The organism is Teichococcus aestuarii (genome assembly GCF_003116135.1).
GTDB lineage: Bacteria > Pseudomonadota > Alphaproteobacteria > Acetobacterales > Acetobacteraceae > Pseudoroseomonas > Pseudoroseomonas aestuarii.
In genome coordinates this window covers 128,776-148,246 of record NZ_PDOA01000012.1, presented here as the reverse complement: position 1 = coordinate 148,246, position 19,471 = coordinate 128,776, and the positions used below count along the sequence as shown (strand labels likewise).

Here is a 19,471-nt window from a genome sequence, read left to right as displayed (position 1 = left end):
CGTTGGCGCCGCCTGGTTCGCGACTACGAGCGCCGCTGCGACGTCTCCGAAGCCATGATCCACGTCGGCATGGGCGCGCTCCTCATCAGGCGCATCGCCCACCCATGACCATTCTCAAACGGGCACTTAGCTGAACACGCAGCGCGGCATGGCCATTGTTCACCTGCTCGCCACCTTGCGTCGGGACGAACCGCCCCGGATGCCGCTCCCGCTGCCTGAGGCGCCGCCGAACCTCGGGAGAAGTCGTCGGGCGGCGCGGCATGGCATCAGTCCAGCCGTGGGCGGCGCCGGTGCCAGTCCGTATCGCGCTGGAAGGCGTCGGCCGCCTGCATGACGCGCGCTTCGGCGAAGGGACGGCCTGCGAGTTGCAGCCCCACCGGCGCGCCCCTGTCATCGAAGCCACAGGGGATGCTGATGGCCGGCAGGCCCAGATAGTTGAAGGGCCGGGTGTTGCGCGAGATGGCACCGAAGCGGCTTATGGCCCCCGGGTCGCCGCTATCGATATCGGTCTCCGCCAGGCTTGGCAGGGCACCCGGGATGGTCGGGCTGGCCAGCAGGTCCACCGCGCCGAAGGCCGCCCCAAAAGCTGCCTGGGCGAAGCCGCGCAGCACCGGGCCGCGGCGGGAGAGCGCCTCCAGGTAGTAGGCCGCCGGCACCGCGTAGCCGGGAAAGAGCCGGCCGCTGATATGCGCGGCGAAGTCGCCCGGGCGGTCGCGCATCCAGGTGGCGTGGATGGCGGCGGCCTCCGCGCGGCTGACCACGGCGCCATAGGTCAGCACCTCCCGCATCATGGCCAGTTCCACCGGCACCACCGTGGCGCCGCGCCCGCGCAGCACATCGAGCGCCGCCTCGAAGGCGCGCAGCACGTCGGCATCCACCGCCTCCAGGAACCATTCCCGCGCCACGCCGATGCGCAGGCCGCGCAGATCGCCATCCAGCGCCGCCTCGTAATCCGGCACCGGCTCGCGCGCGCTGGTGGGGTCCTTCGGGTCGTGCCCGGCCATCACCGTCATCACCCGGGCGCAGTCGCGTGCGGTGCGGGTCAGGGGGCCGGCATTGTCGCAGGAGAAGGAGAGCGGCATCACGCCGTGGCGGCTGAGCCGCGTCTGCGTCGGCTTCAGCCCGGTCACGCCGCAGGCCGAGGCGGGCAGGCGGATGGAGCCGCCGGTGTCCGAGCCCAGCGCCATGAAGGCGAAGCCCGCCGCCACGGCGGCGCCCGAGCCGGAGGAGGAGCCGCCGGTGATGCGGCCGCGCACCCACGGGTTCTGGCAATCGCCGAAATGGCGGTTGTGGCCGGTCGGATTCTGCGCGAACTCGGCCATGTTCAGCCCGCCCAGGGTCAGCGCGCCGGCCTCCTCCAGCCGGCTGATCAGGGTGGCCGTGTAGGTGGGGCGGAAGTCGCGGCGGATGGCCGAGCCGCAGCTGCAGGGCTTGCCGGCCTGGTAGTACATGTCCTTGTGCGCCATCGGCACGCCGTGCAGTGGCCCGAGCGCCTCGCCGCGCGCCCGCCGGCGGTCGGCGGCCGCGGCCGCCTCCAGCGCCGCCGCCTCGTCCAGCCAGATGACGCTGTTCAGCGCCGCGTCGTGGCGGCGGATGCGCGCCAGGCAGGCCTCCGTCAGCGCCAGCGCAGTCACCTCGCCCCGCACCAGGGCATCGGCCGCTTCGACGAGGGAGAGGGTGGCGAGGTCGTCCTGCTGGGCGAGGGCGGCGTCCTGGGGCATCAGCCGGGCTCCTTGCAGTCGCGAAGGGCGGCCTCGAAATCCGCCGGCTCGTCCTCGAAGCGCAGGCCGCCGCGCAGCGCCTCGAACTCGGCGATCAGCTTCAGCAGCTCGGCGGTCATCTGCCGCGCCGTCTCGTTCGGGCTGGCGATGCCGGACCAGCGGCGGGCAGCCTCCCCTGCCTGGGTGATGAAAACCTCGTCCATGGGCCCTGCCTCCGCGGAAGGGCGGCGCCTGCCGCCGCGATGCCCCGGCATTAATGGCGTATCCTTCCGCCCCCGCAAGAGGCGGCGCGCAACCCCGCCGGACCCCGCCGTATTCTCTCCCCATGTCGTTCCGGACCGCCCCGCCCGCCGGGGCCGCCGCTTCCGGGCACGGCCGATCTGCGCCATCATGCGGGGGCCATTCTTCCGCCCCGTGCCGGCGCCAGAACCAAGAGGATGACGCGCTCATGAAAGCCGCCAGCGTACTCGAGACCATCGGCCGGACGCCGCATATCCGCCTGGGCCGCCTCTTCCCCGAGGCCGAGGTCTGGGTGAAGTCCGAACGCAGCAACCCCGGCGGCTCGGTGAAGGACCGCATCGCGCTGGCCATGGTGGAGGCGGCGGAGGCCGATGGCCGCCTCGCCCCCGGCGGCACCATCATCGAGCCGACCTCCGGCAACACCGGCATCGGCCTGGCCATGGTGGCGGCGGTGAAGGGCTACCGGCTGGTGCTGGTGATGCCGGATTCCATGTCGGTCGAGCGGCGCCGGCTGATGCAGGCCTATGGCGCCGAGTTCGTGCTGACCCCGCGCGAGCAGGGCATGAAGGGCGCCATCGCCCGCGCCCAGGCGCTGCAGGCCGAGACCCCCGGCGCCTGGATCCCGCAGCAATTCGAGAACCCGGCCAATATCGAGGTGCATGTCCGCACCACCGCGCAGGAGATCCTGGCCGACTTCCCCGAGGGGCTGGACGCGCTGATCACCGGCGTCGGCACGGGCGGGCACCTCACCGGCTGCGCGCGGGTGCTGAAGGCGGCCTGGCCGCAGCTCAAGGTCTTCGCGGTGGAGCCGGCGCAGTCGCCGGTCATCTCGGGCGGCGCGCCGGCGCCGCACCCGATCCAGGGCATCGGCGCCGGCTTCGTGCCCGCCAACCTGGACACCGCCGTGCTGGACGGCGTGATCCAGGTGGAGGCGGAAGCGGCGCGCGAGCAGGCGCGGCGCTCGGCCCGGCTGGAGGGGCTGCTGGTCGGCATCTCCTCCGGCGCCACGCTGGCTGCCATCGCCGCCAAGCTGCCGGAGCTGCCGCAGGGCGCCCGCGTGCTCGGCTTCAACTACGACACCGGCGAGCGCTACCTCTCGGTGCCGGACTTCCTGCCGGGCTGAGCGCGGCGCGGCGGCCAGTGCCTGGACATGCCGGGCTCAGACGGGCCGGGCTCAGACGGGCCGGGCTCAGACGTGCTGGCCGCCATTGATGTGGATCTCCGCCCCGTTCACGTAGGAGGAGGCGGGGGAGCAGAGAAAGAGGATGGTGTTGGCCACCTCCTCCGCGCTGCCCAGGCGGCGCATCGGGATCTGCCGCTCGACGATCTCCTCCGTGCCGGGGGAGAGGATGGCGGTGTCGATCTCGCCGGGGGCGATGGCGTTCACCCGTACGCCATGCGCGCCGAACTCGAAGGCCAGCTCCCGCGTCAGCGCCGCCAGCGCCGCCTTCGAGCAGGCATAGGCCGCGCCCGCGAAGGGATGCACGCGCGAGCCGACGATGGAGGTGACGTTCACCACGCTGCCATGCGCCGCGCTCAGCTCCCGGAACAGGCCGCGCGCCAGCAGCGCGGTGGAGATCAGGTTGACGTTGAACACCGTCATCCAGGTGGCGTAGTCGGTGTCCAGCGCGCCGAGGCGGCTGCCACCCGCCCCCTTCGGCGAGATGCCGGCGTTGTTGACCAGCGCGTGCAGCTCGCCCTGCGGCAGGCGTTCCCGCACCTCCTCCACCAGCCGCTCCACCGCGGCGGGATCGGACAGGTCGGCCTGGATGTGGCTCTCCCGCGCTTCCGGCCAGCGGCACTCCTCCGAGAAGGGCTGGCGGGAGACGGTGAGGATGCGCCACCCCTCCGCCTGGAAGCGCTTCACCGTGGCATGGCCGATGCCCCGGCTGGCCCCGGTGAGCAACATGATCTTGCGGCGGCTGGACATCGGGCGGCTTCCCCTGGCGGATGCGGTGCCGCAAGCTCTCCGCCCTTCCGCGGCGGGAGGCAAGCCCCCCGCCGCCCGCGCCTCAGCCGGCGAAGCGCGGCTCGGGGATGGCGCGCACGCCGGGCAGGCGGAACAGTGCCACGCGGCCGCCCTCGGGGTCCGTCTCCAGGTCGGCGCCGCCGCGGCTGAGCGAGGTGACGAGCATGGTCTGCCCGTCCGCCCCGCCCAGCGCGCACATGGCGGGCTTCTTCATCGGCACGCGGACGATGCGGTCCAGCACGCCATCGGGCGTGAAGCGCTTGATGCAGCCCTCGTCCAGCGCGCAGCTCCAGTAGCCGCCCTCGGCATCGACCGTGGCGCCGTCCGGCCGCCCGACCATGCCGCGCATGTCGACGAAGACGCGGCGGTTGGAAAGCGCGCCCGTCTCCGTGTCGTAGTCGAGGGCCCAGACCATGCGCTCCGTCGGGTGGGTGCCGGAGGCGTAGAAGGTGCGGCCATCCGGACTGAAGGCGGAGCCATTGGGCACGATCAGCCCGCCCAGCCCGGCCTCCTCCAGCCCGCCCTCGCTGGTGAGGCGGTACCAGCGGCCGGAGGGATCGGCGAGCGAGATGTCGCCCACCATGGTGGAGGCGAGGAAGCGGCCCTGCCGGTCGCAGCGCCCGTCGTTGAAGCGCATCCCCTCGCGCGGGTGGGCGACGCTGGCGAGGCGGGTCATCACCGCCTCCTCCGCACCCTCCGCCTCCGGCAGCTCCACCGCGAAGAGGCCGCTCTGGCAGGCGCAGACCAGGCTGGGGTTGGGGCCTGGCCGAGCGCCATCCGGCCGCAGCGCCAGGCAGCCCGCCACCTCGGCCAGGCGCCAGCTGCGCAGCGCGCGGCTCTCCGGGTCCAGCCGGTAGAGGATGCGGTTGGGGATGTCGGTCCAGTACCAGCGGCCGCGCGCGGCGTCCCAGACGGGGCTCTCGCCGGTGCCGTTGCGGAGGCCCGGCAGCAGCGCCTCGGGGCCGATTTCCAGGATATCGACGGTCATGCTCATTCCTTGCCTGCGGCGGTGGCCGGCAGCGCCTCCGGCGTGCCGCCCGGCCCGCCGCCCTTGCGGCGGCGGAGCAGCGGCAGCAGCAGCGTCACCGCCGCCAGCGCCAGCAGCGCCACGGTGATCGGCCGCGTCCAGAGGAAGTCGTAGCTGCCATTGGAGAGGGAGAGGGCGCGGCGGAAGCTGGCCTCGGCCATCGGCCCCATGATCAGCGCCAGCACCACCGGCGAGGCGGGGAAGCCCCAGCGCTGCATGAAGTAGCCGACGACACCCGCCGCCAGCATGATGCCGATGTCGAAGACGCTGTTGTTGATGGCATAGGCGCCAACGACGCAGAGCAGCAGCACCAGCGGCATCAGCACCGAGCGCGGCATCATCAGCACGCGGCCGATGAAGCGCAGCGAGCCGAGGCCGAGCGCCAGCAGCACCAGGTAGCAGAACAGCATGCCGGCCAGCAGGGTGAAGACCAGCTCGGCATGGTCGGTGAAGAGCAGCGGGCCGGGCTGCAGCCCCTGCACCACCAGCGCGCCCATCATCACGGCGGTGACGGCGTCGCCCGGGATGCCGAGCGTCATCATCGTCATCAGCGCGCCGCCGGTGCAGGCATTGCCGCCGGCCTCGCAGGCGGAGATGGCGGCGATCTCGCCCTTGCCGAAATTCTCCGGCGTGCGGCTGAAGCGGCGCGCCTCGTTGTAGCTGACATAGGCCGCGATGTCGGCGCCGGCGCCAGGGATCGCGCCGATGAAGGCGCCAAGGCCGCTCGAGCGCAGCAGCGTGCCGGTCAGGCCGCGCAGCTGCGGCCAGCTCGGCAGCAGCCGGCCGATCTGCGCCATGGCGCGGGCACGCAGCTCGCCCTCCTCCATCGACTTGAACACCTCGGCCGCGGCGAAGAGGCCGATCATCACCGGGATGAAGGGGACGGTGAACAGCTCCGTGTAGCCGGCGGTGAAGCGCGGGAAGCCGCCCATCGGATCCAGCCCGATGCTGGCCACCAGCAGCCCGGCGAAGCCCGCGATCAGCCCCTTCACCAGGGAATCGCCCGAGATGCTGGCGATGATGGAGAGGCCGAACACGGCGAGCGCGAAGGTTTCCGAGGCGCTGAACTTCAGCGCGAAGCCGGCCAGGATGGGGGCCAGGAAGATCAGGATCAGCACGCTGAGCGTGCCGCCGATGAAGGAGGAGATGGTGGCGACGCCGAGCGCCAGCCCCGCCTGCCCCTTCTGCGCCAGGGCGTAGCCGTCGATCGCGGTGGCCGCCGCCGCCGGGGTGCCGGGGATGCGCAGCAGGATGGCGGGGATGGAGCCGCCATAGATGCCGCCGAAGAACACGCCCGAGATCATCAGCAGGCCGGAGACTGGGTCCATGCTGAAGGTGAAGGGCAGCAGGATGGCGACGCCCATCGTCGCCGTCAGCCCCGGCAGGGCGCCGATGACGATGCCGGCCGCCACGCCGAAGATGGAGAGCAGGATGGCCGTCGGGTGGGTGGCGAGGGTCTGCACGCCCCCCCACAGCAGGTGCAGGTTGTCCATGGACAGAGGGTTCCCGGGCGGTGCGTGGGGGTGCCGCTATTCGAACAGGCTGCCGGGCGGCAGCGGGACGTTCAGGCCGTAGTCGAACAGGATGTAGATGGCGGCGGTGATGGCCAGGGCCAGCACCGGGTTCCACACCAGGCTGCGCTGGCCCATCAGCGCCATCAGCCCGGCCAGCAGCACGAAGGCCGTGGGGAAGTAGCCGACCGTGCCGATCGCCAGCAGCGCGCCCAGCATCAGCAGCATGCCGAGGGCGACGCGGCCGTAATGCCGCCGCTCCGGCGCGGCCACCTCGGCCACCGGCTGCCGCAGCGTCTGCGCCAGCAGGATGCCGAGCAGCCCCAGCAGCCCCGTGGCGTAGAGGATGGGGAAGCGCGCAGGACCGACGTCGTTGGGATCGGGCGAGGCGGGGAAGCCCAGCGCGGTGACGATCACGCCGACGGCCACGGCGCCCATCAGCGCCACGATGACGAGATGCGCCAGCCGGTCGGCCCGGCTCTGGACGGCGGCGCCGTCCTGCGGGGCGGTTTGGTCGCTCATGGGTAACCCTCCTGGGAACGCCGCCCGTGCCGGCAGGGCCGGCGCGGGCGGCGCCGCCTTCAGCGCGCGAGGCCGATGCGGGTCATCAGGGCCTTGAAGGTGGCGTCCTCCGCCTTGACCTGCTCGGCGAATTGCGGGCCGTCGAGATAGGCCCAGGTGAGGTTCAGCTTCTTCAGCGTGTCGCGGAAGGCCTGCTCCTCGGCGGTGCGGCGCGCCACCTGGCGCAGCGTCTCCACCACCTCCGCCGGCGTGCGCTTGGGCACGAAGATGCCGCGCCAGGTGCCGATGGCCAGGTCCGTGCCGCTCTCGCGGAAGGTCGGCACGTCCGGGAAGGCCTCCAGCCGCTGCTCGGCCATCACGCCGAGGATGCGCATCTGGCCCGCCTGCACCTGCGCCGAGACCTCCGCCGGGCTGACCGCGACCGCCTCGATATGGCCGCCGAGCAGCGCCGTCACCGCCGGGGCCGCGCCCTCATAGGGGATGTTGTTGAAGCGGAGGCCGAGCTTGTCGGCCAGCGCCTCGGTGGCCAGGTGCCAGATGGCGCCGGTGCCGGAATTGCCGACGCGGATCTTGCCCGGGTTGGCCTTGGCGTGTTCCAGATACTCGCCCAGGGTCTTCCAGGGGGCGTCGGCCTTCACCGTCACCGCGCTGGGCTCGGCGTTCAGCCGGGCGACGGGCAGGAAGTCGTCGGCCGAGAAGCGGACCAGCCCCATATGCGGCAGCATCGCCAGCTCGACGGTGCCGAGGCCGATCTTGTAGCCATCCGGCCGCGCCGCCATAATTTCCGACAGGCCCACCGCGCCGCCGCCGCCGGTGCGGTTCACCACGCCGATGCCGCGCTCCAGATGCGCCTTGGCGGCATCGGCGAAGGCGCGCGCCACGAGGTCGGTGCCGCCGCCGGGGGCGAAGGGCACGATCAGCTCGACCGGGCGGCGCGGGTAGCCCTGGGCCAGAGCGGGGCCGGCCGGCAGGATGGCGGCGGCGCCGAGGCCGGCCAGCAGCTTGAGCTTGGAGCGGTGGGTCAGTTCCATGGAAATCATCTCCCGGAAGCGGTGGGGCCCTCGTGGAAAGCGAGGGCGAAGGAGGGGAAGCCCGGCCGGCCCGCAGGTCTTGGGCCTGCTGCCGTCATGCCGGCCGGGCGGGGTCTCAGGGCGTGGCGGCTTCCTGCCGCCAGGCGGCGGTGAAGGCGCGGGCGCGTTCCGCCACCTCCGCCGCCGTCATGCCGGGCGCGTAGAGTGCCGAGCCGAGGCCGAAGCCGGCGGCGCCGGCGGCCAGGAAGGGCCGCATGGTGGTGGGGGTGATGCCCCCCACCGGCAGCAGCCGCGTGCCGCGCGGCAGCACGGCGCGCATCGCCTTCAGCACCGGCGGCCCCACCAGCTCGGCGGGGAACAGCTTCAGCGCGGCCGCGCCGGCGGCGAGCGCCGCGAAGGCCTCGGTCGGCGTCGCGATGCCGGGGGTGCAGAGCAGCCCGGCCCGCGCCGCCGCGCCGATCACCGCCGTGTCGGCATGCGGCATCACCACCAGCTCGGCGCCGAGGGCGGCGAGGCGCTCCACCTCCGCCACCCGCGTCACCGTGCCGGCGCCCACCAGCGCGTCCGGCGGCAGCAGGCGGCGCACCCGCGCGATGCTGTCGAACGGCTCGGGCGAGTTCAGCGGCACCTCGATCAGGCGGAAGCCGGCCTCGTACAGCACCGAGGCCACCGCCTCGCTCTCCTCCGGCCGCAGGCCGCGCAGGATGGCGATGAGGGGCAGGCTGGCCAGCGCCGCGTCGAAGCGGGGGGCATGAGAAGATTCGGTCATGGCGCGGCCTCCTCGGCCGTGTTGGCGGCGGGCGCGGGCCGGACCAGCCCGGCGGCGATGGCGAACTGGAACAGGCCGGCCGGCGCGGTGTTGCCGAGCAGCAGGGCGGGCGGCGCGCCGAGGCTCTCCAGCACGGCGGCGTAGCGGCGGCAGAGCGTGCCCTCGCCGATCAGCGCCAGCGGCAGCCCCGCCTCGGCCGCGCCGGTATGGGCGAGGCCGGAGACGACCTCGTGCCCGATCAGCAGGCCGGAGAGGAAATCGGCCAGGGCGGCGGGGGGCAGGCGCTTCGTCAGGCCGAGGGTGCGGGTGGCGAAGAGCTGGTGCGCCAGGTCGCCCGGCCCGCTCTCCCGCGCCATGCGCAGGCCGAGGGCGAAGGCTTCCGCCGCCGCCTCCGGCGCGGCCTGCTCCCCCTCCGGCATCAGCCGGCCGAGCAGGGAGTGGCGGCACAGCACGGCGAACAGCTCGCCCGTCATGTAGGTGGCGAAGCCGGTGATGCGGCCAGCCTCCAGCGACACCCACTTGGAATGGGTGCCGGGCATCAGGAAGCGCGCCCGCGCCGCCAGCGCCGGATGCGCCTGCAGCGCGCCGGCCACCTGGATCTCCTCGCCGCGGATGACGTCCGGCGCGCCGTACGCCGGGGCGCTGAGCACGCCGGGGGCGATCAGGATGCGGGCGCCGGGGGCTTCCACCTCCACTGCCGCGCGGGCCAGGCCGGAGAGGTCGGCGGGGCATTCGGCGTAGGGTGCCTCGCGCCAGCCCTGGGCGCTGCCCACCATGCCGCCGGCCACCACCGGCAGGCCGGGCCAGCGCGCCAGCCAGGCGCCGCATTGCGCGGCGAACACGTCCACGAAGCCCTCCGCGCCGGGGCGCGGCAGGTTGGTGATGCCCTCGGCGCTGCCGCGCTGGTCCAGCACCGTGGCGCCCTGGCCCATCAGGAAGGCGCGGAAGCTCGACGTGCCCCAGTCGAGCGCGATCAGGACGGGATCGACGGTCGGCGACATCAGCGGCTCCAGCCCAGCTCGCGGGAAATGTCATCGGCGGCGGCGCGCACCAGCGGCGCGATCTCCTCCAGCCGCTCCTCCGGCATGAAGGGGATGGCGCTGGCGACGCTGATGGCGGCGCTGACACGCCCGCCCACCTCGCACACCGGCGCGCCGGCGCAGCGGATGCCCACCTCGTTCTCCTCCAGGTCGAACACCACGTCGCGCGCCAGATAGGCGCGCATCCGCTCCTCGTAGAGCGGCCAGGGGGTCGGCGCGGGGCGCTCGGGGTGGCGCGCGTTCAGCGCGATGGCGGCGTCGTAGAGCGCGCGCCAGCGCTGCGGCGGCACGCCCAGCATCAGCGCCTTGCCGATGCCCGTGGTGGCCAGCGGCATGCGCTGCCCGACGCGCGAGCGCATCTCGAAGCCACGCGTGCTGGTGATCTTGACGAGGTAGACGACCTCCGCGCCGTCCGCCACGCCGAGATGCACCGTGTCTCCGGTCTGCCGCGCCAGCGCCTCGCAATGCGGCTGGGCCAGCGCCACCAGCGGCCGCTGCTCCAGCGCCCGGTTGCCGAGATGGATCGGCATCGGGCCCAGCAGGTAGCCCTTGTGCGGCAGGTGGTGCAGGTACTTCGCCGTCACCAGGCTGTTGAGGATGCGGTGCGTCGTGCTGCGCGGTGTGCCCAGCGCGGCGGCGATGCCCTGCACGTCGCAGATGCCGCCGGCGACGCATTCCAGCACCTTCAGCCCGCGCAGCAGGGTCTGCGTGCCGGCGGCCTGGGGCCGCCCGGCCTCGCTCTCCATCCTCGTGCCGTCCACCGGTTCAGCCATTGCCATGACGCCGGCTGCTTAGGCGCAGTGGGATTGTTGTGTCAAATAGATGATACATGTTCCAAATAGTGGGAGTTTATCTCCCATCCTCCCTGATTCCGCAGCCCGCCGGGGTGGCTGGGCCGCGGCTTGCGCTTGACGGCCCTCTGGCCGGCCGCCTAGCTATGCCTCATATAATTTACTCTATTACCACTATTTGAGAGTTTCGGCGAGGAAAATGGGCCCGCCCGCCCCGCCGCACCACCCGATGCCCGCCGTTCCGCGCCGGGCCGCAGCGCATGGAGAGCAGCATGTTCCACGACCTGAAGGGCCGCCGCGTCCTGATCACCGGCTCCACCCAGGGCATCGGCCTGGCGGCGGCCGAGGCCTTCGTGCGCGCCGGCGCCAAGGTCGGGCTGAACGGCCGCAAGGTGCCGGCCGACCTCGAGGCCACGCTGGCGCGGCTGAACGCGCTGGAGGGCGAGGCCGCCTTCTTCCAGGGCGATGCCGCCGATGAGGGCGCGGCGCAGTCGATGGTGGAGGCGTTCGCCGCCCGCTTCGGCGGCATCGACGTGCTGGTGAACAATGCCGGCGGGCTGGTCGGCCGCAAGCCGCTGGCCGAGATCGACCGCGCCTTCTACGAGACGGTGATGGACGTGAACGCCTATTCGGCCCTCGCCGTGACGCGCGCCGCCCTGCCCCACCTGAAGGCCGCGGCGGCGCAGAGCGGGCAGACCAGCGCCGTCATCCTGGTCGGCTCGATCGCGGCCGATGCGGGCGGCGGCCCCGGCGCCAGCCTCTACGGCGCGGCCAAGGCCTTCCTGCACAACATCCAGAAGAACTGGGTGAACTTCCACACCGCCGACGGCATCCGCTTCAACACCGTCTCGCCCGGCACCTTCGACACCGCCTTCCACGCCGACAAAACCGAGGAGGTGAAGGCGAACATCTCCAAGGGCATCCCGATGGGGCGCTTCGGCCGGCCGGAGGAATGCGCGCCGGCCTTCCTGTTCCTCGCCTCGCACGCCTGCAGCGGCTACATCACCGGCCAGGTGCTGAACGTGAATGGCGGGCAGTTCATGCCCTGAGGCCGCCTATGCCCTGAGGCCCTGCGGGGGGGGGCGCGGCCTTGCGCCCCCGCCCCGCGACCCGCAGGCTGCCGCGTGGGCCGGCATGCGGGTTGCCGCGCCGGCCCTGGAGTCACCGCGGCCGCCAGGGGGCGGCCCCGGGACGCGAACCCTGGGGGAGGCCAAGCATGCCCGAATTCGATCTCGTCATCCGCAACGGCACCGTGGCGACGGCGAGCGACGTGTTCCAGGCCGATATCGGCGTGCGCGGCGGGCAGGTGGCGGCCCTGGCGCGCGGCCTCGGCCCCGGCGCGCGGGAGATCGAGGCGGGCGGCAGGCTGGTGCTGCCGGGCGGGGTGGACACCCACACCCATATCGAGGAGCCGCGCAGCCCGCCCACCGCCAGCGCCGACAGCTTCGCCAGCGCCAGCGCCTCGGCCGCGGCAGGCGGCACCACCACCGTCATCTGCTTCGCACGCCAGAGCGCCGCCAAGTCCGCCACGGACGCGGTGGCCGAGCACATGGCGCGCGCCCAGCGCAGCCGCATCGACTACGCCTTCCACATCATCCTGACCGACCCGACGCCGGAGGTGCTGGAGCGGCAGCTCCCCGCCCTGGTCGAGGCCGGGCACCGCAGCCTGAAGATCTTCCTCACCTATGAGGGCGCGCGCATCACCGACGCGCAGGCGCTGCGCGTGCTGGCGGCGGGGCGCCGGCTCGGCGCGCTGGTCTGCGTGCATGCCGAGCACCACGAGATGATCGCCTTCTACACCGAGGCGCTGCTCGCCGCCGGGCTGACCCTGCCGAAGCACCATGCCTGGGCCAAGCCGATGGTGGTGGAGCGCGAATGCGTCCACCGCGTCTGCGCCATGGCCGAGGCGCTGGACACGCCGGTGCAGATCTTCCACGTCAGCGGCGCCGAGAGCGCCGCCGAGATCGAGCGCGCCCAGGCGCGCGGGTTGAAGGTGTGGGCCGAGACCTGCCCGCAATACCTTGTCCTCACCGCCGACGACCTCGACCGCCCCGGCCTCGAGGGCGCCAAGTTCCTGTGCAGCCCGGCGCCGCGCACCGTGGCCGACCAGGAGGCGCTGTGGGAGGCGCTGCGGCGCGGCGTGCTCTCCAACGTCACCTCCGACCACGCGCCGACCCGCTATGCCGGGCCGGACGGCAAGACGGCCTTCGGCGAGGACGCCCCCTTCACTCGGATTCCGAACGGCCTGCCGGGCCTTGCCGCGCGCATGCCGCTGCTGTTCAGCGAGGGGGTGTCGAAGGGGCGCATCGACCTGCAGACCTTCGTGGCCATCACCGCCACCAACCCGGCGCGGCTGTTCGGCCTGGACCCGCGCAAGGGCAGCATCGCGGTCGGCGCCGATGCCGACATCGCCATCTGGGACCCCACCCGCAAGGTGACGCTGACCAACGCGCTGATGCTGCACGACAATGACCACACCCCCTATGAGGGCATGGAGGTGACCGGCTGGCCCGAGGTGACGCTGGTGCGCGGCGTGCCGGTGGTGGAGGGCGGCGCGCTGGTCGGTGCCGAGGGGCACGGGCAGTTCCTGCCGCGCGGGCCCTACGCCATGATCGCCCCGCGCGGCGTCTTCCCGACGCCGTTCAACCCCGTCGATCGCACCCTGCTCTGAGCGGTGCGGAGCGCCCCCCGGGTGCCTTCCGTGGAAAGTCCGCCCTGAACTTGTGTCCTGCGCCAGTATCGTGACGGAACAGCCCCGTTCCTAGCGCGGAAGGGGCAATGCGAATATGGATTACAGGTGAAATCCTCCCGGAAAGTTCAGCAAAAAAATAATACTTCGTACATTTTGATGACTATGAATTCATTGCCCCCCCAACGTTTCCTTTGTCATCCTCCGGTGGAGGAACAGGGTGCATCAGCGCCCGCATGGCGCATGGTGCATCGGGGGCGGGCTCATCGTGAATGAACAGAAGGGGGGAATGAACAGAAGGGGGGCGGCCCGAACGGTGTCGCGGCGCCGCATCCCGGATATCGCGCCACCCTTCTGGGCCTGCGGCTGCATCTGGTGCTCATGTGCCTGGCCCTTCTGCTGCCGGCCCTCCTGGCAGGAGGGCTGACGGCCTGGCAACTCGGCGCCGCCTACCGGCAGGCCTCGGAGACGGGGCTGCGCGGCACCGCCCGCGCCACGGCCGCCGCCATCGACCAGCAGCTCACCACCGCCATCACCGCCGCGGTCACCCTGGCCGGCTCGCTGGACCGCTCGCCGGGCGGCCCTGCCGCCCTCTCCGGCTTCTACGCCCAGGCCCGTGCCGTGGGCGAGGCCTTCGGCGGCTGGGTGGTGCTGGCGCAGGCCGATGGCAGCCAGCTGCTCAACACCCTGCATCCGCTGGGTCAGCCCCTGCCACGGGCGCGCGGCCTGCCCTGGATCACCCGCGCGCTGGAGACCGGCGAGGCGGTGCTCAGCGACCGCCTGTTCACCGGCGGCACGGTGCAGCGGCCGATCCTGGCGGCGTTCGTACCGCTGCGGGAGGATGCCGGCCCCCGCACCGTGCTGATCCTGGCCTTCGAGCCGGCGCGGCTGGCCACGCTGCTGGGGCAGATCCGCGAGGGGCAGATCGCCGGGCTGATCGAGGTGGAGAGCGGGCGCATCGTGGCGCGCTCCGTCGCGCATGAGAGCCAGGTTGGCCAGGTGGCGCCGCGCTGGGTGGCGGAGGCCCTGGCCAGGGAAGAGGGAGGGGTCACGGCCGGGCCCTCGATCGAGGGGGCGGGCATCGTCCTCGCCTTCCAGCGGCTCGAGGGCGTGCCCTGGGCAGCCGCCGTCACCATGCCGCGCCAGGCCTACGACATGGCGTGGCAGAGCCCGCTGCTGAATCTGGCGCTGGGCGGCCTGGCGCTGCTGCTGGCCGCGATGCTGCTGGCCGCATGGCGGGCGCGCCGCTTCCTGGCGCCGCTGGACGCGCTGACCGCCGAGGCCGAGGCGGTGGCCGCCGGCCGCCCTGTCCCCGCCGCCTCCTCCCCCTTCACCGTCGCCGAGTTCGAGACGCTGCGCCAGGCCATGGGCCAGGCCACCACGGCGATGCGGGCGCGCGCCATGGCGGAGGGGCGCGCCGCCGCCGCGCTGGAGATGATGGCCGCGCTGCGCACCGAGCGCGACCGGGCGCGGCTCTACTTCGACGCGGCCGGCACCATGCTGCTGGTGCTGAGCCCGGAGGGCGCCGTGCAGGGCATCAACCGCCATGGGCTGGAGATCCTCGGCCTGGCGGAGGAGGCGGAGGTGCTGGGCCAGGACTGGTTCGCCGGCTTTGTCGCGGCCCGCTGGCAGGCGCGTGCCCGCGCCGCCTTCCGGGCCATCAACGAGGGGGCCGAGGACGCGCCGGAGCCCGACCTGCTGCCGGTGCTGCGGCCCGATGGCGAGGAGCGCCTGGTCGCCTGGCGCAGCACGGCGCTGCGCGACCCGGAGGGGAACTTCCTGGCCCTGCTCGCCTCGGGCGAGGACATCACGGAGCGCCGCGCCAGCGAGGAGCGGCAGGTGCTGCTGATGCAGGAGGTGGACCACCGCGCCAAGAACGCTCTGGCCCTGGTGCAGTCCATCATCCGCCTGACGCGGGCGGACCATCCGGCGGATTTCGCCGATGCGGTGGAGGGCCGTGTCGGCGCGCTGGCGCGGGCCTATACCCTGCTGGCGCGCGAACGCTGGGCCGGCAGCGACCTGCGCGAGCTGGCCGAGGCGGAGCTGGCCGCCTATGCGGCGGGCGGGCGGGTGGCCCTCTCCGGGCCCGTGGTGCGGCTGGCGCCGGAGGTGGTGCAGCCGATGTCGATGGTGCTCTACGAGCTGGCCTCCAACGCGGCGCGGCATGGCGCGCTCTCCACGCCGCAGGGGCGCGTGACGCTGTCCTGGGAGCGCGCCGCGGGAGGGGCGCTGCGGCTGGAATGGACCGAGCTGGGCGGCCCGGCGCTTGTCGCCGGCCAGCCTACGCGGCGCGGCTTCGGCTCGCGCATGATCAAGGTGGCGGTGTCCGGGCAGCTGGGCGGCAGCCTGGCCTTCGACTGGCGCCCCACCGGGCTGGCCTGCGTGCTGACCGTGGCGCCGGACCGCGTCTCGATCCGCCAGGCGCGCGCCCCCCTCCCGCCCTTGTCTCCTCCCGCGCCGGTGGAGGAGGCCGCCTCCCTTGTCACGGTGCTGCATGGCCGCCGCGTGCTGCTGGCCGAGGACGAGGCGCTGGTGGGGCTGGAGCTGGCCGAGACGCTGACGGCGCTGGGCTGCGTGGTGTCCGGCCCGGCCGCCAGCCTGTCCGAGGCGATGCAGCTGGCCGAGCAGGCGCCGCTCGACCTCGCGGTGCTGGACGTCAACCTGCGTGGCCAGGCCGCCTTCCCGGTGGCCGACCTGCTGGTGCGGCGCGGCGTGCCGGTGCTGTTCGTCACCGGCTACGGGGAGATGCCGGGCGGCTGGGCGGCGGGCGACGGCCAGGGGCGCACCGCGCTGCTGCGCAAGCCGCTGGCCTCCGGCGCGCTGGGCGGGGCGCTGCGGCGCCTGCTGGACAGCACAGCGCCCCGCCCCCCCCGTCGCGCCCGAGCCGTTGCGCGGCGCCCCGCCGCCCTCGCGCCTGCTGCGCGGCTGCGGCTGAGCCGCCTTACTCCAGGCTCTCGTACCAGGTGCGGCCGTCGCGCTCGATCATGGCGATGGCGGCGCTTGGCCCCCAGCTGCCGGCGGCGTAGGGGCGCGGCGCCTCGGGGCGGTCCTCCCAGCCTTGCAGGATCGGCTCCACCCACTGCCAGGCGGTCTCCACCTCGTCGCGCCGCATGAACAGGGTGGCGTTGCCGCGCACCACATCCATCAGCAGCCGCTCATAGGCATCCGGGTAGCGCTGGCCGAAGGTCTTCTCGAAGCTGATGTCGAGGCCGGTGGGGCGCAGGTGCAGCCCGCCCGGCCCCGGCTCCTTGGTCATCATCTCGAGGCGCATCCCCTCCTCCGGCTGCAGCCGGATCAGCAGGCGGTTGGGCTGCATCCCCGCCGCCTCGCGCGGGAAGATGCTGAAGGGCGGCGTGCGGAACTCCAGCACGATCTCGGACATCTTGCGCGGCATGCGCTTGCCGGTGCGGAGGTAGAAGGGCACCCCCGCCCAGCGCCAGGAATTCACCTGCGCCTTCAGCGCGACGAAGGATTCCGTCAGGCTCGGCGCCTCCAGCCCCAGATCGGTGCGGTAGCCCGGCACGGGCTGCCCGGCGATGGCGCCCGCCGTGTACTGCCCGCGCACGCTGAACAAATGCGCCTCGTGCGGGGCGATGGGGCGCAGCGCGCGCAGCACCTTCACCTTCTCGTCGCGCACCGCGTCTGCGTCGAGGGAGATGGGGCTTTCCATGGCCAGCAGGCAGAGAAGCTGGAGGATGTGGTTCTGCACCATGTCGCGCAGCGCGCCGGCGCGGTCGTAATAGCCGCCGCGGCCGCCGACGCCCACCTCCTCGGCCACCGTGATCTGCACGTGGTCGATCATGTCGGCGTGCCAGAGCCGCTCGAAGATCGGGTTGGCGAAGCGCAGCGCCAGCAGGTTCTGCACCGTCTCCTTGCCGAGATAGTGGTCGATGCGGAAGATCTGCGCCTCGGGCAGCACCTGGCCCACGGCCTGGTTGATCTCGCGCGCCGTCGCCAGGTCGCGCCCGATGGGCTTCTCCAGCACCACGCGGGACAGCGGCCCGAGCGCCCCGTGGCGCGCGAGGCGCTGGCAGATGGGGCCGTACAGGTCGGGCGACGTGGCGAGGTAGAAGGGGCGCACCTGCTCCGGCCGCTCCTCCAGCAGCGCGATCAGGGCGGGCCAGCCCTCCTCGCCCGCGCCATCCACCTGGCGGTAGTGCACCAGCCGCAGGAAATCCTGCAGCACCGCCGCGTCCAGGCTGGTGGCCGGCACGTGCAGGCGCAGCGCGTCCTCGGCCATGCGGCGGTAGGCTTCCTCGTCCATGGCGGTGCGGGCGGCGCCGATGATGCGGCTCGTCTCCGGAAACTGCCGGTCGCGGAAGCGGTGGTAGAGCGCCGGCAGCAGCTTGCGCATGGTCAGGTCGCCGGTCGCGCCGAAGACGACGCAGTCGAAGGAGGCGACGGGAAGGATACGGGCCATGCGGAACTCCAGCCGGTTTCGGGCGTCCGCCGGCAGGGCCGGCGGACGGGCAGTGTAGGGGAAGGCAGCCGGCGGCCACCACCGCGCCGCCGTTAAACCTTTCAGCCCATGCGCCGCGCCAGCGCCTCGCCGATCATGACGCAGGTGAAGTGCAGGTTGGCGCGGCAGTCGGTGGGCATGATCGAGGCATCCGCCACGCGCAGCCCCTCGGCGCCGCGCACGCGCAGCTCGGGGTCCACCACGCCGCGCGGGTCCTCATGCGCGGTCATGCGGCAGGTGCCGGCGGCGTGCTGGATGTCGCCCGCCTCGCGCAGCATCAGCGCGTCCAGCGCGTCGTCGGGCAGGCCGGCGGCCTCGGCGAAGGGCAGGCCGCTCTCGCCGTATCCGGTGCGGAAGCGAGGGCGGCCAGCGCCGGCTGGCGCAGCAGCGCGGCCAGGCGCCGCACGCCGTCGCGCAGGCGCAGCCGGTCGGCGGGGTGGGAGAGCATGTTCTCCTCCACCTCGGGCTGCGCCGACGGGTCGGGCGAGACGAGGCGCAGCGCGCCGCGCGAGAAGGCGTCGTAGAGCGCCACGGCCACCGCGCCGGCCGGCGCCGGCTCCGCCCCGGACAGGCCGCGATGGTTGTAGGCCACCATGATCATGTCCCGCTCGCCGCCGCCACCCAGGCCGCTGCTGTAGGTGAGGGCGCAGTTGGTGTGGCGCGCATCGGCGCCGCGCGCCGCGTCCTCCGGCGCGAGGGCGAAGCCGGCGCGCAGGATCGGGTGGTCCATCAGGTTCTGCCCCACCGAGGGCTGGTCGTGCAGCACCGGCAGGCCGAGCGCGCGCAGCGCGGCGGCGGGGCCGATGCCGGAGCGCATCAGGATGGCCGGGCTGTGGATGGCGCCGGCGCAGAGCACCACCTCGCGCGCCGCGATCTCCCGCCAGCCCCCCTCCCCCTCGAAGCGCAGCCGCACGCCACGGGCGCGCCGGGCGTCGTCGAACAGCACGCGGTCCACCAGCGCGCCGCCGCGTATCTCCAGGTTGGGGCGGCCGCGCGCCGGCTCCAGATAGGCGTCGTTGGTGGTGACGCGCCGGCCGTCGCGGCTGTTGATCGGGTGGCAGGAGACGCCCTCGTCCTCCGGCGCGTTCTGGTCAGGCTTCCAGGGGTAGCCGGCGGCCAGCGCCGCATCGCGGAAGGCACGGTCCACCGCGCCCCATTCGGCGGACGGCGCCCGGTGCACCGGCAGCGGGCCGCCGGGGCGGCCCATCTCCGGGTCGTCCTCGATGGCGCCGAAGAGCGGCATCACTTCGGCGGCGGACCAGCCTTCGCAGCCGGCCTCGGCCCAGGCGTCGAAGGCGGCGGGCACGCCGCGGATGGCGATCTGCGCGTTGACCGTGGAGGAACCGCCGAGGGCGCGGCCGCGCCAGTAGAAGCGCGGTTCCTGCGCGGCGGTGCGGCGCGCCATCAGCCCTGGCCATTGCCACTCCGCCTGGTGCGCCGGGTCGTGCATGAAGGGGACGATGTTGGCGCTGCGCAGCGCGTGCGGCGCCTCGGCGGCCCGCCAGTCCCGCCCCGCCTCCAGCAGCAGCACCCGGCGGGCCGGGTTCTCCGAGAGCCGCGCCGCCAGCGGCGCGCCCGCCGAGCCGGCGCCGACGACGATGACATCATAGGGGGCGGTGTCTGTCATGCGGTGCGGCGTCCTCGCGCGGGGATGGGGTCGGGCCGCAGCGTAACAGCCGGGGCGGAAGCGGAAAGCCCATGA

Annotated in this window: 16 protein-coding genes and 2 pseudogenes; 5 read left to right on the top strand and 13 right to left on the bottom strand. The window is 73.3% G+C overall.

The window, feature by feature from the left end; genetic code table 11:
* Window positions 1-108, top strand: a pseudogene (locus CR165_RS17045) (IS5-like element ISRso1 family transposase); the annotation flags it as partial.
* Window positions 109-266: 158 nt separating this feature from the next.
* On the opposite strand, the gene CR165_RS17040 reads toward CR165_RS17045, so the two are convergent.
* Both CR165_RS17040 and CR165_RS17035 read right to left on the bottom strand, forming a co-directional pair.
* Window positions 267-1,721, bottom strand: a complete 1,455-nt coding sequence (locus tag CR165_RS17040) for an amidase (protein ID WP_109518142.1) — start codon at window positions 1,719-1,721, stop codon at window positions 267-269.
* Complete coding sequence (locus CR165_RS17035) at window positions 1,721-1,924, bottom strand: hypothetical protein (RefSeq protein ID WP_109518141.1); 204 nt, start codon at window positions 1,922-1,924, stop codon at window positions 1,721-1,723. Before CR165_RS17035 ends, CR165_RS17040 begins: the two co-directional genes overlap by 1 nt.
* Window positions 1,925-2,169: 245 nt before the next feature.
* Between CR165_RS17035 and cysK the strand changes: the two genes are divergently transcribed.
* Complete coding sequence (gene cysK, locus CR165_RS17030) at window positions 2,170-3,084, top strand: cysteine synthase A (RefSeq protein ID WP_109518140.1); 915 nt, start codon at window positions 2,170-2,172, stop codon at window positions 3,082-3,084.
* A 66-nt stretch (window positions 3,085-3,150) separates the two neighbouring features.
* Here the strand turns inward: cysK and CR165_RS17025 are convergent, their stop codons facing one another.
* The 8 genes from CR165_RS17025 to CR165_RS16990 form a co-directional block, all read right to left on the bottom strand.
* On the bottom strand, window positions 3,151-3,891 hold the full coding sequence (locus CR165_RS17025) for an SDR family NAD(P)-dependent oxidoreductase (RefSeq protein ID WP_219929775.1): 741 nt from the start codon (window positions 3,889-3,891) through the stop codon (window positions 3,151-3,153).
* Between the two features lie 82 nt (window positions 3,892-3,973).
* Window positions 3,974-4,918 carry an SMP-30/gluconolactonase/LRE family protein gene (locus tag CR165_RS17020; RefSeq protein WP_109518139.1) on the bottom strand — a complete coding sequence of 315 codons (945 nt, stop codon included), beginning with the start codon at window positions 4,916-4,918 and terminating at the stop codon, window positions 3,974-3,976.
* A gap of 2 nt (window positions 4,919-4,920) precedes the next feature.
* Window positions 4,921-6,450, bottom strand: coding sequence for a tripartite tricarboxylate transporter permease (locus CR165_RS17015; RefSeq protein ID WP_109518138.1), 1,530 nt, complete (start codon window positions 6,448-6,450; stop codon window positions 4,921-4,923).
* Window positions 6,451-6,486: 36 nt separating this feature from the next.
* Window positions 6,487-6,990 (bottom strand): tripartite tricarboxylate transporter TctB family protein, encoded by a 504-nt coding sequence (locus CR165_RS17010; RefSeq protein WP_109518137.1) that lies wholly within the window; start codon window positions 6,988-6,990, stop codon window positions 6,487-6,489.
* A 59-nt stretch (window positions 6,991-7,049) separates the two neighbouring features.
* A complete protein-coding gene (locus tag CR165_RS17005) occupies window positions 7,050-8,021 on the bottom strand; it encodes a Bug family tripartite tricarboxylate transporter substrate binding protein (protein ID WP_109518136.1) in 972 nt (323 codons plus the stop codon).
* 115 nt (window positions 8,022-8,136) lie between these two features.
* Window positions 8,137-8,790, bottom strand: a complete 654-nt coding sequence (locus CR165_RS17000; RefSeq protein WP_109518135.1) for a 2-dehydro-3-deoxy-6-phosphogalactonate aldolase — start codon at window positions 8,788-8,790, stop codon at window positions 8,137-8,139.
* The gene (locus CR165_RS16995; protein WP_109518134.1) at window positions 8,787-9,791 is read right to left on the bottom strand and encodes a 2-dehydro-3-deoxygalactonokinase; all 1,005 of its coding nucleotides are present in this window, start codon (window positions 9,789-9,791) and stop codon (window positions 8,787-8,789) included. The genes CR165_RS17000 and CR165_RS16995 overlap by 4 nt, the downstream gene beginning before the upstream one ends.
* Complete coding sequence (locus CR165_RS16990; protein ID WP_456316322.1) at window positions 9,791-10,609, bottom strand: IclR family transcriptional regulator; 819 nt, start codon at window positions 10,607-10,609, stop codon at window positions 9,791-9,793. Before CR165_RS16990 ends, CR165_RS16995 begins: the two co-directional genes overlap by 1 nt.
* A 284-nt stretch (window positions 10,610-10,893) precedes the next feature.
* On the opposite strand from CR165_RS16990, the gene CR165_RS16985 reads away from it, so the two are divergent.
* From CR165_RS16985 to CR165_RS26135, 3 genes and pseudogenes are all read left to right on the top strand, one after another.
* Complete coding sequence (locus CR165_RS16985) at window positions 10,894-11,670, top strand: SDR family NAD(P)-dependent oxidoreductase (protein ID WP_109518132.1); 777 nt, start codon at window positions 10,894-10,896, stop codon at window positions 11,668-11,670.
* A gap of 167 nt (window positions 11,671-11,837) precedes the next feature.
* Entirely contained in the window at window positions 11,838-13,292 is a 1,455-nt protein-coding gene (gene hydA / locus CR165_RS16980; RefSeq protein ID WP_109518131.1) for a dihydropyrimidinase, read from the top strand.
* Window positions 13,293-13,691: 399 nt separating this feature from the next.
* Window positions 13,692-15,386: pseudogene (locus CR165_RS26135) on the top strand (HWE histidine kinase domain-containing protein); the annotation flags it as partial.
* A gap of 865 nt (window positions 15,387-16,251) precedes the next feature.
* Here the strand turns inward: CR165_RS26135 and zwf are convergent.
* From zwf to CR165_RS16965, 3 genes are all read right to left on the bottom strand, one after another.
* A complete protein-coding gene (zwf, locus tag CR165_RS25705; protein ID WP_109518129.1) occupies window positions 16,252-17,730 on the bottom strand; it encodes a glucose-6-phosphate dehydrogenase in 1,479 nt (492 codons plus the stop codon).
* 101 nt (window positions 17,731-17,831) lie between these two features.
* Window positions 17,832-18,047 (bottom strand): GMC oxidoreductase, encoded by a 216-nt coding sequence (locus tag CR165_RS26035; protein WP_281262110.1) that lies wholly within the window; start codon window positions 18,045-18,047, stop codon window positions 17,832-17,834.
* Entirely contained in the window at window positions 18,047-19,396 is a 1,350-nt protein-coding gene (locus tag CR165_RS16965) for a GMC family oxidoreductase (protein WP_281262109.1), read from the bottom strand. The genes CR165_RS26035 and CR165_RS16965 overlap by 1 nt, the downstream gene beginning before the upstream one ends.
* Between the last annotated feature and the right edge of the window lie 75 nt (window positions 19,397-19,471).